Below are 14,558 nucleotides of genomic sequence, written 5' to 3'. Positions count from 1 at the left end.
GAGACAATGCCCACGCAGCAATTGGCGGTACAATTCGCCGGTTGAGCAGACAACCCAGGGAAGAAATCCGCAATGAGCCGTCGCAATACCAAACGCCGCACTAAGAGTTCCTCGGGCAAGCCCGCCTGGGTTTGGTTTCTCCTGGGCAACGCCATCGGCGGTTTCACCGTTTTTTTGCTTCTGCAATACGGTGCGGCCGGCGGTGGCAACAAAGCCGCTGGTGCTGAAAGGGGGCAGACGGCCAGTTCTGAGGCGCAAAAATCCTCCGAGCCGCGCTTTGATTTCTACACCATGTTGAAAGAAAACGAAGTCACGGTGCCACCGCCGAAAGTGGCCAAGCCCGCCAGCCGGGGCGAGGCCTCATCGTCTGCGCGGGGCGCCGCGGAGAAGACCAAAAAACAGGTCTTTATTCTGCAGGCCGCCTCCTTTCGCGAGGCGGCGGAGGCGGAGCGCCTGCGCGCGCAGCTCACCCTCGCGAACCTGGATGTCAAAGTAGAGTCCGCCAGCGACAGTCGCGGCACTTGGCACCGGGTATTGGTTGGTCCTTTCAGCAACCGTTCGCGCATGGCCAAGGCCCGCCAGATACTGGCGGAGCATCGCCTGATGCCTCTGGTATTAAAACGCCCGGCCAATTGAGTCGTGAGCCGGACACCCGCTCGGCACAGTCAGTTTATTCGGTAATTTTTTCCGGGTTGCGGGCGGTCATTCCAGCCTGAACATGGCTGGGCAGAAGTGGCTTGAAATACTGCGCGGGGAGGGTGTCTGAGAGGCGCATCCGCGGTGAATAACGGGTTCTCGGTTTAGCAATTGGCCGGTCTCTTATTGAAATCGGCGCGCCCCGTCCTCACTTATCTAACCTGAATGAAATTCCCGGCGCGGAAGACCACAGATCTTCTGCAGCCAGAGCACACGCGTAATCCGAGAGGTCTCCATTGGAACAGTATCGCGGAACCACTATTTTATCCTGTCGCCGCAACGGCAAAGTTGTGATTGGCGGCGACGGCCAGGTGTCCCTGGGTAACACGATTATGAAAGGCAACGCACGCAAAGTGCGCCGCCTGTACAAAGACAAGGTAATCGCCGGTTTTGCCGGTGGTACAGCTGATGCTTTTACCCTGTTTGAGCGCTTCGAAGCCAAGTTGGAAGCTCATGGCGGCCAGCTGACCCGCGCCGCCGTGGAGCTGGCCAAAGACTGGCGCACAGACCGGGCTCTGCGCCGCTTAGAGGCGTTATTGGCCGTGGCGGACGCCAGCGCCAGCCTGATTGTGACTGGTAACGGCGACGTGATTCAGCCAGAAGATGACCTGATTGCCATCGGTTCCGGCGGGCCCTTCGCCCAGTCGGCGGCTCGAGCACTGCTCGACAACACCGATATGGATGCGCGCTCCATCGTCCAGCAGGGCCTGAAAATTGCCGGTGATGTCTGTGTATACACCAACCACAACAACACCATCGAAGAATTGACTTATTGAGTGCCCGGCGCTGTTAACAGCGCTTGAGGCCCGGCGGGCTGTAATCAGGCCCGCGCAACTGTTTTGCAGGAATTTGTATGTCCCAGATGACCCCCCGTGAAATTGTCCACGAACTCGATCGCCACATCGTCGGCCAACAGGATGCCAAGCGCGCTGTCGCTATTGCGCTGCGCAATCGCTGGCGCCGCATGCAGGTGAGCGAGGATCTGCGTGCCGAAATCACCCCGAAAAATATCCTGATGATCGGCCCCACTGGCGTGGGTAAAACCGAAATTGCGCGCCGTCTGGCGAAGCTGGCGAATGCGCCCTTTATCAAGGTGGAAGCGACCAAATTTACCGAAGTCGGCTATGTGGGCCGCGATGTGGAGTCCATCGTACGCGATCTTGTTGAGACGGCAGTGAAGCAAGAGCGCGAACAGGCGATGTCCGGTGTACAGCAGCGCGCTATGGATGCCGCCGAAGAGCGCATACTCGATGCCCTGTTGCCGCCGGCGCGCTCCAGTGAGCCGAATGACAAGGATTCCAGCACTCGCCAGCTGTTCCGCAAGAAGTTGCGCGAGGGCGAGCTGGACGATAAAGAAGTGGAAATCGATATGGCCGCCGCCCCTATGGGCGTGGAGATCATGGCCCCTCCGGGTATGGAGGAAATGACCAACCAGCTACAGGGTATGTTTTCGAATATGTCCCAGGGCAAGACCCGCAAGCGCAAGCTGCCGGTCAAACAGGCAATGAAACAGCTTACTGACGAAGAAGCCGCCAAGCTGGTCAACGACGAAGATGTTAAAACTCGCGCGATTCGCGCCGCCGAGCAAAACGGTATCGTCTTTATTGACGAAATCGACAAGGTGGCGAAACGCCAGGAGAGCGGCGGTGCCGATGTGTCCCGCGAGGGAGTGCAGCGCGACCTGCTGCCGCTGATCGAAGGCAGCACCGTCAACACTAAGCACGGCATGATCAAAACGGATCATATTCTGTTTATTGCTTCCGGTGCTTTCCACCTGTCCAAGCCGTCGGATTTGATTCCCGAGCTACAGGGGCGCCTGCCAATCCGCGTGGAGTTGAGCTCGCTGACATCCGCGGACTTTGAGCGCATCCTCACCGAACCATCGGCCTCTCTGACCGAACAGCAGAGAGCGTTGCTCGCCACCGAAGGCCTGGAACTGCAATTTACGGAAGATGGTATCCGCCGTATTGCCGAGGTTGCTTTCGAGGTGAATGAGCGTACCGAAAATATCGGCGCGCGCCGTTTGCATACGGTACTGGAGCGTCTGTTAGAGGAAATTTCCTTCGACGCCGGTGACGGCGATAAATCGCTGAATGTGGATGCTGCTTATGTCGATAGCCATCTCGGCGAGCTCAGCCAAAACGAGGACCTTTCGCGTTTTATCCTGTAAATGAAACTGCAAAAAATCCGTTTAAATCGCGCAGAGAAAAACCTGTTGCTGGTGTACGCCGACGGCGAATTCACCCTGCCGGCGGAATATCTGCGCGTCTACTCCCCCAGTGCCGAAGTGCGTGGCCATGGCAATAGCCCTGCGCTGCTGGTGGATGGGAAACTAAATGTAGGTATTGACAGAATTGAGGCTGCCGGTCGCTATGCGCTGAAAATCGATTTCGATGACGGCCACGACACCGGCATTTACACCTGGGAATATCTGCGCGATCTGGCCGAAAAATACGCGGTTAATTGGGAGGCCTATCTGGCGCGTTTACGCGCGGCAGGCAAAGGCCGCGATCCCGATGAGAGTGTGGTGAAATTTATCGGTTAGTGCTGAAGTGCGCTCTCTGCAGCGCACTTTTTATTTTTTTATTTGCGTAAAAAATCAAAAAAATAATGGAATTTCGGCATTTTTTCTCACTCCTGTAACAAGGGTATAGCTGCTCTTTTACAGTTGTAGCGCCGTACAAAGCGGTTTGGCAAAGAAAGCGAGAAGTTAATCGGCGCGTAATTCTTTTGTCACATTTCCGGACTTTAATGCTCGCCAAATTCACGAGTTCCGGAGGCCCACCGTGGCAAAAAAACTTGCCCGCGCACTCAGCGCCTTTTACTTAATCCCTCTCGCTTCTGCGGTTTCAGCTGCGAGCCTGCCCGACTATCAAACCAATAGCGACTGGTTCACCGAGGCGTCTGACCGCCTGGAGCAGCGCGCTTCTCTCTCCCGCGAAGCCAAAACCGCAAAAAATGTCATTTTGTTTGTGGGCGATGGTATGGGAATTGCCACGCTGACCGCCGCACGTATCTTCGAGGGCCAGCGCCGCGGTCAAACCGGTGAGGAAAATAGCCTCTCTTTTGAAGAGTTTCCCCACAGCGCTCTGATCAAAACCTATAACACCGACCAGCAGACACCAGACTCCGCCGGTACCATGACCGCGATGATGACGGGTGTGAAAACCCGCGCCGGTATGATCAACGTGGATGGCCAAGCGCTGAAAGGCGATTGTGCGGCGAGCCAGGATCTGGGCCTGAACAGTTTTCTCGAAATGATGGAAAGCCGTGGCAAGGCCACCGGTATCGTTTCCACCGCGCGCCTCACTCATGCCACCCCGGCGGCGACTTACGCCAAGAGCCCCAACCGCAAGTGGGAAGCGGAGGCGGATGAGGGCTGTACCGACATCGCCACGCAGATGGTGGAAATGGGTATTGGTGACGGCATGGAAGTGATGCTCGGTGGTGGGCGCGATTTCTTCACTCCAGTAGCCGACGGTGGTCTGAGAGAGGATGAGCGCAACCTAACCGGTGAGTGGCTGCTGCGCTACGAAGGTGAGCAGAGCGCGGTCTATGTCGAAAACGGTTTCGAGTTGGCGGCGGTGGATATCGCCAATACCGACAAACTGATGGGGCTCTTTACCGGCGATCATATGAGCTACGATGCGGATCGCATCGCCAAGAACAGCGAAGAACCCGGCATCGTCGAGATGACCACCACCGCCATCGATGTGCTGCAAAAGGATGAAGACGGCTTCTTCCTGATGGTGGAATCCGGCCGGGTCGATCACGCCCACCATTCCGGTAACGCCTACAACGCCCTGAACGAAGCTATCGAACTGTCCGATGCGGTCAAGGCGGCGCTACAGAAAGTGAATCTGGAAGAAACCTTGATCCTGGTGACTGCTGACCACAGCCACGTAATGAATATGGCGGGCTATCCGACCAGGGGTAACCCTATCCTGGGCAAGGTGATCGGTAACGATGACAGCGGCGCGCCAAATGAGACGGTCTCCCTGGCCGAGGATAACAAGCCCTACACCACCCTCACCTACACCAATGGGCGCGGCTTTGCTTATGTGGATTCAGGTGAAAACACCGATGCGGATAAGCGCGATGACTATGATATCGCCGCCGGCCGCCATGATTTGGCAGGGGTGGACACCGAAAAGCCCGGTTTCCACCAGGAATCTCTGGTCGCTCTGGGTGGCGAGAGCCACGGTGGTGAGGATATCAGTTTGCACGCGATTGGCGCCGGTGCCGAAAAAGTACAGGGACACCTGGAACAGAGCGCGGTTTTCCACATAATGACAGCCGCGACCGACCTGTCGCTGTCAGAAGAATAATTGGGGGCATTGATTATGAAATTGTTTAAAAAGACCCTGCTGGCCTTTTCCATTGCCGTGCTGGCCAGCGCCTGTAGCGACGACAACTCCGACTCCAACAACCCAGCTGAGTTGCCGGACAGCACCGGAACACCGCAGCAACAGGAAGACCACCTAGGTATTTCCAACGCGCAGAGTAAAAGCAGTTGGTTTGAGGAGGGTCAGAAAGCGGTAGCAGCGGCGAGTGCCGAGGAAATCAATAATACGCCGGGAGCCGCGAAAAACATTATTTTGTTCGTCGGTGACGGCATGGGTATCTCCACGGTGACCGCCGCGCGTATTTTTGCCGGGCAGAAACTGGGTCTCGACGGCGAGGAATACCAGCTGAGCTTTGAGAAAATGCCCTACGCGGGCCTGGTGAAAACCTATAACACCAACCAGCAGACCGCGGATTCCGCCGGTACCATGACCGCGTTGGTCACCGGGGTGAAAACCAAAGCTGGCGTTCTGAGTGTGGCCGAAGATGTCGCCCGCGGTGACTGCACGGCCAGTCTCGACCGCCCGCTGACCACCTCCCTGGAGCTGGCTGAAGAGTTGGGTAAAAGCACCGGTATTATCAGCACCGCGCGTATTACCCACGCCACGCCCGCAGCCACCTACGCCAAGGTGCCCGAGCGCGAATGGGAATATACGGCTCCCGACGGTTGCCGCGACATTGCGACTCAGCTGGTCGAGCTACAGGCCGGCGATGGAATCGACCTGGTGATGGGGGGGGGGCGCCGCAACTTCCTGCCGAGTGATCAGAAGGATTTGGAAGATAAAGATGGCAAGCGCACAGACGGCCGCAACCTGATCGAGGAGTGGAAGGAGCGCTACAGCGATGGAGTGACTACGTCTGTGTATGTGGAAGACAAAACGGCATTTGATCAATTGGATGTGGCCAACACCGACAAGCTGCTCGGTCTGTTTAATGCCTCCCATATGCGTTACGAGGCGGATCGCGCCAATGATGTGGCCGGTGAGCCCTCTCTGAGTGAGATGACCGCCAAAGGGCTGGCGATGATGCAGAAAAACGATAAGGGCTACTTCCTGATGGTGGAGTCTGGTCGTATCGACCACGGCCACCACGCCAACAATGCCTTCAATGCCCTCAGCGATGCAGAGGAGTTTGCCAAGGCGGTTCAGGTCGCTATGGATAGCACCAATGCGGAAGATACCCTGATTATTGTCACCGCCGACCACAGCCACGTGATGACCATTGCCGGTGGCACCACCCGCGGCAATCCAATCCTGGGCAAAGTGATCAAAAACGATGGCAGCGGCCTGCCCGAGGAGACCCCCAAGCTGGATAAAGAGGGCCTGCCCTACACCACCCTGAATTATGCCAATGGCCGCGGTTTCGCGGATAACGGTGAAAATACCGACGCGGATGACCGCTATGATGGCGATATTGTGGCAGGGCGTCAGGACCTCACCGGTATCGACACGACCGCGCCGGGCTTCCACCAGGAGGCTCTTATTCCCCTGTCGGGTGAGACTCACGGCGGTGAAGATGTGGGCGTCTGGGCCCGCGGACCCGGTGCGCACCTGGTGAGCGGTACCAATGAGCAGAACTATTTGTTCCATGTGATGGCCCGCGCCGGCGGTCTGCTGGAGCAGAGCGCCGAATAAATCGGCGGCCCTGGAGGCGCGGGAATACGACCCGCGCCTTTTTCGATTCCCTAAAGCCTTTTCGTCTCTCGGCACCCTGCCTCCGCCCCCTTTTTTATACACTTGCTTTCCTCTCGGAGAATGTCTTGTGGGAGAAGAGTGCCCGGCAGCGAGCGTCTATTTCTCGACGCAATCGTTCCTTTTGCCAGTCTGTCATTTCGAGTAATCGGATTAATTCTTTTCCCAGGCTCTTACTGGTGGTGATGGCCAGGCTGCGGAGCAGAAAGAGGTCGCGCCAGTCTCCCAGTATTTGGGCGAGTTGCCCGAGGGGTTCACAGCGAATCTCTATCGATTGTGGGTACCTCCCTCCGAGAAGGCGGCTGTGATACCAATGGCTTTTCACCCGTTTTCGCAACTGATGTAGCTTGTGGGCGTTGTCCCCATAGCGCGTGGCCATCCAGGCTTTGCGCGCGCGCCGATAATCTCTTGAATAGGCAGAGGCGATATCTTCCCAGTGGATATTTTGCGGGGGCCATTTGTGGATATCCGCTTGTGCCTGTGTCAACAACTCTTCGACTCGCTGAAAGCTCCCTTGTTCGGGCTCTGCGTTGAGCATCTGTTGCAGCAACCTGTGCATCTTTTCGAAGTGGGCGGGGGGCGCGAGGGAGAGTAGTGCGGCACGCACAGAGACCAGGTCGCGACTTGCCGAGAGGCGCTGCGCGATGTTGCGATAACGATTATTCTCGAGCTTATAACGCAGGTTTTTATCCCGGTACACCAGGCGCAGCAGCGCGCGGAGCTTTTTGCAGTGCTTGCGCAATTCGTGCACGGCGTGTGCCTCTGGCAGCTGCCGGGCATTGTCGAGTGCGGTATGGATTTCTGCGCTGGCCACCAGGCGTAGGCCCAGTTCAACCGGTGTGCCGCTTTCGAGGCGGTAATCCATGGTTTTTTCCCAGCCCTTTCTCTGCTCCCGTAATACCCAATTTTAGCGAGTTGCTGCTGTGCACAGCATGGACGCTGTTCCACCGGCGCCGGCGATGTACAATGGCCCTCTGAAATTGGCTCAGCAGGCAGCACAGCATGAAGGATCGCAAGACCACCCACTTCGGCTACCAAGAGGTCCCGGTGGAGGAAAAGGCCGGTCGTGTGGCGGAAGTGTTCCACTCAGTGGCGGCGCGTTACGACGTCATGAACGATTTGATGTCCGGGGGTATTCACCGCCTCTGGAAGCGCTTTACCATCGAATTGTCCGGCGCGCGGCCGGGACAGAAAATTTTGGATATCGCCGGTGGCACGGGCGATCTCACCGCGCGTTTCTCGCGTATTGTGGGCGCCAGTGGCCAGGTGGTGCTGGCGGATATCAACGAATCAATGTTGCGCGTCGGCCGCGATCGGCTGCTCGATCGAGGTATCGCCGGCAACGTGGTACCGGTACAGGCGGACGCCCAATACCTGCCCTTCCCCGACAATACCTTCGACTGCATTACCATCGCCTTCGGCCTGCGCAATGTCACCGACAAAGATCTGGCCTTGCGCTCCATGTTGCGGGTGTTGAAGCCCGGTGGACGCCTGCTGGTACTGGAATTTTCCAAACCGGAATCGAAGTTGCTGGAAAAAGTCTACGATCAGTACTCTTTTCGGCTGCTGCCATTCATGGGCAAATTGGTGGCCGACGATGCGGAAAGCTACCGCTACCTGGCGGAGAGCATCCGCATGCACCCGGATCAGGAAACTCTCAAGCAGATGATGGCGGATGCCGGTTTTGTCGATTGTGAATTCCACAACATGACCGGCGGTATTGTGGCGCTGCATCGGGGCATTAAGCCCTGAGTGATATCTGACATGATCTCCCCCCAAGCGTTGGCACGAGGCCGAAAAGCGCCATGAGCGACCCCACTTATCGCGCGGGTTTTGACGCCGCGCTGGAAACCGCCATCAATACTGCCCTGCAGTACGACCCGGCAACCCGTACGCGTCTGCAGGCACTGGATGGCACAGTCATGGCGCTCGATCTGAGCGCACCAACGTTGCAATGCTGCCTGTGTATTGAGGGCGATCAGGTACGTGTGCGTCAGCACTGGGCGGGGGATGTCACTACTTCTATCCGTTGTTCCGCCATTTCTTTAGTGCGCCTGTTGAAAGACTCGGATGCCACACCGGCGGCGCTGGGGGTATCGATCAGTGGTTCCAGTGCCCTGCTGGCGGAATTGCAGTGGATTATGAGTGACCTGGATATCGACTGGGAGGCGCCGTTGGCACAACTGTTCGGTGATATCCCGGCTCACTCCATTGGCAATGTACTGCGCAGTGCGGGCAGTTGGTTGAGCGCGAGTCTCAGTCGCGCACCGGTGGCGGCGGCGGAAACGATCAGTGAAGAGTGGCAGCTGACCCCACCCCAGGCACAATTTGAAGCCTTTGCCGACGACCTTTCCGAGCTGTCCCTGGCGACCGAACGCCTCGAGGCGCGTGTGCGCCTCTTGCAGGCACAGTTTTCCCGTGGGGAGGCCGAGTAGTTTTGCCGTTATTTCGCAGTGTTACCATCGCGCGGGTTTGCCTGCGTTACCGCCTCGATCAATTATTGCCAACCGAGCGCCGCCCGCTGTGGCTGCGCGGGTTACTCGCACCTCTCAAACTACTGCCGCAACCGAAGATGGAGCGCGGCGAACGCCTGCGCCGCGCCCTGGAAGAGTTGGGACCGATTTTCGTCAAATTTGGCCAGCTGCTTTCCACCCGCCCGGATCTGCTACCGCCGGATGTCGTCGAACAGCTCGATTACCTGCAGGACAAGGTACCGCCCTTCTCCAGCGACCAGTGTCGAGGGTTGATCGAGGAGGCTTTGGGTGCGAGTGTCGATGAAGTCTTTGCCAGCTTTGAGCGCGAGCCCCTGGCGGCGGCCTCGGTGGCACAGGTGCACGCGGCGGTGCTCAAGAGCGGTGAATCGGTAGTCGTGAAAGTGCTGCGCCCAGGCATCGGCGAAGTCATCCAAGAGGATTTGCGCCTTTTGCGAGTGATCGCCGGAGCTATCGAGCGCTTTGTGCCGGAGGGCCGGCGCCTGCGCCCGGTGGAGGTGGTGGAGGACTACCGCCACACCATTGAGGGCGAACTGGATCTGACCCGTGAGGCCGCCAATGGCACTCAGCTACGGCGCAATTTCAGTCAGTCGCCACTGCTGTATATCCCTCAGGTCTACTGGGACTACACCCGCGAGAATGTCTTGGTGTTGGAGCGCATCGACGGCATTCCGGTTACCGACATGACTCAGCTGCGCGCGCAGGACACTAATATGCCGTTGTTGGCCGAGCGCGGTGTGGAAATTTTCTTTAAGCAGGTTTTCGAATACAACTTTTTCCATGCGGATATGCATCCGGGCAATATCTTTGTCTCCCGCGAGCATCCGCAGCGCCCGCAGTATGTCGCCATCGATACAGCGATCGTCGGCAGCCTGTCACGCGAGGATCAGTACTACCTGGCGCGTAACCTGCTGGCCATGTTCCGCCGCGACTACCGCATGGTGGCGGAGCTGCATGTGCAGAGCGGCTGGGTCCGGGCCGATACCCCGGTCAACGCCTTTGAGGCGGCAATCCGCGCTGTGTGTGAGCCCATCTTTGAAAAGCCACTCGGCGAGATCTCCTTTGCGCGGGTGCTGATCAGCCTGTTTCAGACCGCGCGCCGCTTCGATATGGCGGTGCAGCCCCAACTGGTGTTGTTGCAGAAGACCTTACTGAATATTGAGGGGCTGGGTCGTCAGCTTTATCCTGAGTTGGATCTGTGGAAGACTGCTCATCCATTTTTGGAGCGATGGATGCGTGAACGCATTCACCCGAAAACTCTGCTGGGCGAGATCAAGCGCTACGGGCCGGAGTGGCTGGAAAAGTTTCCGCAGATGCCGCAACTGGTGTATTCCGCCCTGGAGCAGTCGCGGGAACTGGCGCCGCAATTGGAAAGTATTGGTGAGAAACTGGCGAGTGGCCAGCGCCGTGGGCGCTGGCAATATCTGCGCCGCGTTGGTGGGGTATTGCTCGGTGCCGGTGCACTGGCGATAAGCCGCCCACAATGGCTTGAACAGTTGCCGCCTTCGGGGTGGCTGCTGGGGATCGCCGCTTTGCTGCTGTTGCTCTGGCCCTAGAGCTGCGGCGGGAGTATTTGCCGGCGGTGTGTCGGCCTACACTTGGAATTCTGATGGAAGAGACATTGACTCAAGCGAAACCGACCAGCGGCTTTCTCGATCAGGTCCGTTGGAACAGCGACGACTTGGTACCCGCCATTGCTCAGGACTTTAAAAGTGGGCGGGTGCTGATGATGGCTTGGATGAATCGTGAGTCCCTGGCACTGACGGCCAGCGAGGGCTACGCCGTCTATTGGTCGCGTTCACGCAAAGGCCTGTGGCGCAAAGGGGAGTCCTCTGGCTTTTTACAGAAGGTGCGCGAGATACGCCTCGATTGCGATGGCGATACGGTACTGCTGCTGGTGGAGCAGGAAGGAGGCATCGCCTGCCATACCGGCCGCAGCAGCTGTTTTTACAACCTTTTGCAGGACGGCGATTGGCAGGTTTCTCAGCCGGTCCTGCAAGACCCCAAAGCGATTTATAAGTGAGTCCCACCATGAGCGATCTGCTACAGCAACTCGACGCCGTATTGGAAAGTCGCAAGTGTGGGGAGGACACCGATCAATCCTATGTTGCCAGCCTGCACAGGAAAGGCCTGAATAAGATCCTAGAGAAGGTTGGCGAAGAAGCGACCGAAACTATTCTCGCCGCAAAGGATGCACAGATCAGTGGCGACAACCGGGATATGATTGCCGAGACTGCGGATCTGTGGTTTCACTCGATGGTGATGCTCTCGCATCTGGGGGCGGACTCCCAGGATGTGGTGCATGAACTGGGGCGGCGTTTTGGCCTCTCTGGGCTGGAGGAAAAAGCATCCCGCTGCAAAGAGGGATGACAGTTCTCCCAGGGGTAATGGCGTAACAATCCCCTGGTAAATTGCGGTTTGACCCATGGCAACCGTTGGCTGTGTACTGTCAACGGCTGCCGTATTAAATGACATGGAGACAATTATGGGATTCGGTGGAATTAGCATCTGGCAGCTGTTGATTATTTTGGTCATTGTCCTGCTGCTGTTCGGAACCAAGCGCTTGAAAAACCTCGGTGGTGATCTGGGCGGTGCAATTAAAGGCTTCCGTAAAGCGGTGAAGGATGAGGATAAGAACAAGGATAAGGACGAAGAAAAAGATCCCGAACGCCTGCAACACGACGAGGACGAAAAGCCAGAGCAGGGCAGCGTCTCCAAGGAAAAAGACAAGCAGTCTCAGGACAAGTAATTCGGTACTGTTAACGCGAGAAATGCCCTGTGTTTGATATAGGCTTTTTTGAACTGCTGCTGGTCGCTGTGGTGGCGTTACTTGTGGTTGGCCCAGAGCGCCTACCCGATGCCATTCGTACCACGGCGCGCTGGTGGTCCGGTTTAAAGCGCACTTTGCAAGGTGCCCGCGAGGAGCTTGAGCGGGAGGTGGGCGCCGATGATATCCGCCGCGAACTGCACAATGAGCGCATCCTGCGCGAGATTGAGGAAAGCCGCCAGGAAATGGAGAAGACTTTCAGCGAGGCCAATCGCGAGATTAACGAGTCTCTGCAGGCTCCCGAGGAAGACAAATCCACTCCCAGTGAAACATCTGTGCCTGAGGAAAAAACTGCAGCCAAGGTGCAGCAAGAGCCAGCCCACCCACGTGCGGAAAAAGAGGATTATTTACCCGAGCAGGACGAAACGGTGGAAGAGCTGCAGGACCCAGAATACCCGGAGCACTGGCACGAATTCGGCGACCCCGAGTTAAATCCGGATCATCCGGAGAACGTCCCCCCGGTTGAAGAAAAAGAATCGCAACAGGAAAAAGACAAACAACCATGAGCGATCAAACGCAAGACAGACACCAGCCATTTATCGATCATTTGATCGAATTGCGGGATCGCCTGCTACGCACCCTGTTGGTCGTGGTGGTCTTGTTCGCCTGTCTCGTGCCCTTTGCCTCGGATATTTATAACTTTATTGCCAATCCCCTGCAGGAACGCTTGGTGGGCGATGCTGGAATGATTGCCACAGAGGTGACTTCCACTTTCCTTACGCCATTTAAAACTACCTTTATTGTATCGTTTTTTATGGCAATTCCGTTTGTGCTTTATCAGGCCTGGGCTTTTATTGCTCCCGGCTTGTATAAGAATGAAAAGCGCATCGCAATTCCAATCCTAGTGACCAGTGTCTTGCTTTTTTACGCAGGTGTTGCTTTTGCGTATTTTGTAGTATTTCCCATTTTATTTGATTTCTTCGTTGGTTCGGCTCACGCGGATATCAAAGTAATGCCGGATATGCGCAGTTATCTGGATTTAGTGTTGAAGCTGTTTTTTGCCTTCGGCTTTGCCTTCGAAATCCCTATCGCCACAGTGCTGTTGATCTGGAGTGGCGCGGTGGACGCTAAGACTCTGGGCAGTAAACGTCCCTACGTTATTGTGGGTTGCTTTCTGATCGGCATGTTGCTCACACCACCGGATGTTATATCCCAGTCCTTGCTGGCTTTCCCTATGTGGCTATTGTTTGAGGTAGGTATTTTATTTGGGCGTTGGATTACTTCGCGCAAGGCAAAAGAAGAAGCTGAGAAGTCTTAACTGGTAGGCCATAGGCTACATCGATGTAAGTTAGCACTCATTGATGGTTTGCCCTGTTTGATTGTTCAGACGAGCGAATTCCATCCGTATGGAACTGAGCTGGTTAGTAGAGCTTGGAGAGAATCGGCAGAGTCAAAGAGCATTACCGCTATATTAAAATGCCCCGGCAGTTTCCACTGCCGGGGCAATCACCCTGTTGTTTTATCTGCTCTGCCCAAAACTCATCCCATGCTCTCAAAATGGGACTATTTGGACATCGACAGTCTGCGTTCCATGCAGGAAAAGCCAATCGATATTGGTTTTTGCGCCATTTCTGGCAAGCCCCCATCGCAACAAAAACCAAACGGTCGGCTGAGTAATGGCCGAGAATCAAGAGAGCGCCTAAGGCTCGAATGAATGCCGGCGCTGCAAACAAGTTGTGGCAATTATGCTAACCCCGAGACCCTAGATATTAGCGTGGTAACGTGGCTCCGGTGGGCTTGCTCACCCTGGAAGCTGCCGCCCGCTCTCTCTGCTCCTGTTCTGCAACTTCCCTCTCCACATTGTTGCGAATCAGGCGATAAAAGTAGACTGCCATCAGGAATATAAACGCGATTACGGCGAGGCTGAGCAGGCCGGAAAAGCTGGTAAATAAATCAATCAAAGCGTCCATCTTTCTCTCCAGTACGCCAGTGCTTCAGCTATGCAGTTTAGGCCGTCACCGGGTAAGGCTCTTGACCTAAATCAACTGAGGTCGAGTTACTAAAAAGAGGGGCGAAAGGCGTTCAGGCGGTAACTTGTGAGAGATGGATACGGCCTACGGCAAAGTAGGGATATATTCCCGCTCTAGCGCCGTGAAAGGCTTCCTTATCTTATGACCTTTTGGTCTGCTGTCGCTGGTGAAACAAATAATTAAGCTGAGGCGGTGTGAGCTTAACAATAAAGAAGGGCTATTGCAGGGCAAAGCTTAGGATTATACAGACCATGGCGGCACCCAATAATTGATAAAGTTCTTTTTCCCGTTGCCATTGTGGCAAAACAAGCAGCAGTGCCAGAGGCGGAAAAAATAAGGCCAGAAATCCAGCCAGGGTGCTATCGGCAAAGCACACACACAACAGACGCAGCCAGGCGATGGCGATAAACACCAGGGCAAATACCGTCAGGATCGCGCTAACCGGCATCATGCTATAACCCTTAGAGGCTTTTTGTGGGATGAGAATGCATCCCTGGCTGGACACTTATAAAAATGAAAACCGGAAAGAGAGTGTATA

Annotated in this window: 17 protein-coding genes; 14 read left to right on the top strand and 3 right to left on the bottom strand. The window is 56.1% G+C overall.

The features are described from left to right. Nucleotides 1–72 precede the first annotated feature (72 nt). The 6 genes from ACCI51_RS12275 (at nt 73) to ACCI51_RS12250 (ending at nt 6,674) form a co-directional block, all read left to right on the top strand. On the top strand, nt 73–636 hold the full coding sequence (locus ACCI51_RS12275) for an SPOR domain-containing protein (protein WP_371843802.1): 564 nt from the start codon (nt 73–75) through the stop codon (nt 634–636). Between the two features lie 296 nt (nt 637–932). Continuing rightward, nucleotides 933–1,472: an ATP-dependent protease subunit HslV gene (gene hslV / locus ACCI51_RS12270; protein WP_299585246.1), complete on the top strand. Its 540-nt coding sequence runs from the start codon at nt 933–935 to the stop codon at nt 1,470–1,472. A 77-nt stretch (nt 1,473–1,549) separates the two neighbouring features. Then, nucleotides 1,550–2,866, top strand: coding sequence for an ATP-dependent protease ATPase subunit HslU (gene hslU / locus ACCI51_RS12265; protein WP_299585248.1), 1,317 nt, complete (start codon nt 1,550–1,552; stop codon nt 2,864–2,866). Next, a complete protein-coding gene (locus ACCI51_RS12260; protein ID WP_371843800.1) occupies nt 2,867–3,241 on the top strand; it encodes a gamma-butyrobetaine hydroxylase-like domain-containing protein in 375 nt (124 codons plus the stop codon). It begins immediately after the preceding gene. 241 nt (nt 3,242–3,482) lie between these two features. Next, nucleotides 3,483–5,024 carry an alkaline phosphatase gene (locus tag ACCI51_RS12255; protein ID WP_371843799.1) on the top strand — a complete coding sequence of 514 codons (1,542 nt, stop codon included), beginning with the start codon at nt 3,483–3,485 and terminating at the stop codon, nt 5,022–5,024. Nucleotides 5,025–5,039: 15 nt separating this feature from the next. Then, nucleotides 5,040–6,674, top strand: a complete 1,635-nt coding sequence (locus ACCI51_RS12250) for an alkaline phosphatase (protein ID WP_371843797.1) — start codon at nt 5,040–5,042, stop codon at nt 6,672–6,674. Nucleotides 6,675–6,768: 94 nt separating this feature from the next. Here the strand turns inward: ACCI51_RS12250 and ACCI51_RS12245 are convergent, their stop codons facing one another. After that, complete coding sequence (locus tag ACCI51_RS12245; protein WP_371843796.1) at nt 6,769–7,596, bottom strand: CHAD domain-containing protein; 828 nt, start codon at nt 7,594–7,596, stop codon at nt 6,769–6,771. Nucleotides 7,597–7,733: 137 nt separating this feature from the next. On the opposite strand from ACCI51_RS12245, the gene ubiE reads away from it, so the two are divergent. The 8 genes from ubiE (at nt 7,734) to tatC (ending at nt 13,308) form a co-directional block, all read left to right on the top strand. Next, entirely contained in the window at nt 7,734–8,483 is a 750-nt protein-coding gene (gene ubiE, locus ACCI51_RS12240; RefSeq protein ID WP_299585257.1) for a bifunctional demethylmenaquinone methyltransferase/2-methoxy-6-polyprenyl-1,4-benzoquinol methylase UbiE, read from the top strand. 53 nt (nt 8,484–8,536) lie between these two features. Further along, nucleotides 8,537–9,166, top strand: a complete 630-nt coding sequence (locus tag ACCI51_RS12235; RefSeq protein WP_371843795.1) for a ubiquinone biosynthesis accessory factor UbiJ — start codon at nt 8,537–8,539, stop codon at nt 9,164–9,166. Between the two features lie 2 nt (nt 9,167–9,168). After that, nucleotides 9,169–10,779, top strand: coding sequence for a ubiquinone biosynthesis regulatory protein kinase UbiB (ubiB, locus tag ACCI51_RS12230; protein WP_371843793.1), 1,611 nt, complete (start codon nt 9,169–9,171; stop codon nt 10,777–10,779). A gap of 53 nt (nt 10,780–10,832) precedes the next feature. Beyond that, entirely contained in the window at nt 10,833–11,246 is a 414-nt protein-coding gene (hisI, locus tag ACCI51_RS12225) for a phosphoribosyl-AMP cyclohydrolase (RefSeq protein WP_299585263.1), read from the top strand. Nucleotides 11,247–11,254: 8 nt separating this feature from the next. Further along, complete coding sequence (locus ACCI51_RS12220) at nt 11,255–11,593, top strand: phosphoribosyl-ATP diphosphatase (RefSeq protein ID WP_371843792.1); 339 nt, start codon at nt 11,255–11,257, stop codon at nt 11,591–11,593. Between the two features lie 115 nt (nt 11,594–11,708). Beyond that, a complete protein-coding gene (gene tatA, locus ACCI51_RS12215; RefSeq protein ID WP_299585268.1) occupies nt 11,709–11,972 on the top strand; it encodes a Sec-independent protein translocase subunit TatA in 264 nt (87 codons plus the stop codon). Nucleotides 11,973–12,001: 29 nt separating this feature from the next. Then, entirely contained in the window at nt 12,002–12,556 is a 555-nt protein-coding gene (gene tatB / locus ACCI51_RS12210) for a Sec-independent protein translocase protein TatB (protein WP_371843790.1), read from the top strand. Next, on the top strand, nt 12,553–13,308 hold the full coding sequence (gene tatC, locus ACCI51_RS12205; protein ID WP_299585272.1) for a twin-arginine translocase subunit TatC: 756 nt from the start codon (nt 12,553–12,555) through the stop codon (nt 13,306–13,308). Before tatB ends, tatC begins: the two co-directional genes overlap by 4 nt. A gap of 451 nt (nt 13,309–13,759) precedes the next feature. On the opposite strand, the gene ACCI51_RS12200 is transcribed toward tatC, so the two are convergent. Continuing rightward, nucleotides 13,760–13,960: a DUF3149 domain-containing protein gene (locus ACCI51_RS12200; protein WP_299585274.1), complete on the bottom strand. Its 201-nt coding sequence runs from the start codon at nt 13,958–13,960 to the stop codon at nt 13,760–13,762. 277 nt (nt 13,961–14,237) lie between these two features. Beyond that, on the bottom strand, nt 14,238–14,471 hold the full coding sequence (locus ACCI51_RS12195) for a hypothetical protein (RefSeq protein WP_299585276.1): 234 nt from the start codon (nt 14,469–14,471) through the stop codon (nt 14,238–14,240). Between the last annotated feature and the right edge of the window lie 87 nt (nt 14,472–14,558).

This window comes from Microbulbifer echini (genome assembly GCF_041447225.1).
GTDB classification, from domain to species: Bacteria; Pseudomonadota; Gammaproteobacteria; order Pseudomonadales; family Cellvibrionaceae; genus Microbulbifer; species Microbulbifer echini.
This window is presented reverse-complemented; position numbering and strand designations above follow the sequence as displayed.

Excerpts from the sequence above, each read along its gene's own strand:
- hslU (WP_299585248.1), top strand. The coding sequence starts at position 1,550 with ATGTCCCAGATGACCCCCCGTGAAATTGTCCACGAACTCGATCGCCAC.
- ACCI51_RS12235 (WP_371843795.1), top strand. The coding sequence starts at position 8,537 with ATGAGCGACCCCACTTATCGCGCGGGTTTTGACGCCGCGCTGGAAACC.
- ACCI51_RS12260 (WP_371843800.1), top strand. The coding sequence starts at position 2,867 with ATGAAACTGCAAAAAATCCGTTTAAATCGCGCAGAGAAAAACCTGTTG.
- ACCI51_RS12195 (WP_299585276.1), bottom strand. The coding sequence starts at position 14,471 with ATGATGCCGGTTAGCGCGATCCTGACGGTATTTGCCCTGGTGTTTATC.
- ACCI51_RS12245 (WP_371843796.1), bottom strand. The coding sequence starts at position 7,596 with ATGGATTACCGCCTCGAAAGCGGCACACCGGTTGAACTGGGCCTACGC.
- ACCI51_RS12200 (WP_299585274.1), bottom strand. The coding sequence starts at position 13,960 with ATGGACGCTTTGATTGATTTATTTACCAGCTTTTCCGGCCTGCTCAGC.
- tatC (WP_299585272.1), top strand. The coding sequence starts at position 12,553 with ATGAGCGATCAAACGCAAGACAGACACCAGCCATTTATCGATCATTTG.
- ACCI51_RS12250 (WP_371843797.1), top strand. The coding sequence starts at position 5,040 with ATGAAATTGTTTAAAAAGACCCTGCTGGCCTTTTCCATTGCCGTGCTG.
- ACCI51_RS12275 (WP_371843802.1), top strand. The coding sequence starts at position 73 with ATGAGCCGTCGCAATACCAAACGCCGCACTAAGAGTTCCTCGGGCAAG.
- ACCI51_RS12220 (WP_371843792.1), top strand. The coding sequence starts at position 11,255 with ATGAGCGATCTGCTACAGCAACTCGACGCCGTATTGGAAAGTCGCAAG.
- tatA (WP_299585268.1), top strand. The coding sequence starts at position 11,709 with ATGGGATTCGGTGGAATTAGCATCTGGCAGCTGTTGATTATTTTGGTC.
- ubiE (WP_299585257.1), top strand. The coding sequence starts at position 7,734 with ATGAAGGATCGCAAGACCACCCACTTCGGCTACCAAGAGGTCCCGGTG.
- hisI (WP_299585263.1), top strand. The coding sequence starts at position 10,833 with ATGGAAGAGACATTGACTCAAGCGAAACCGACCAGCGGCTTTCTCGAT.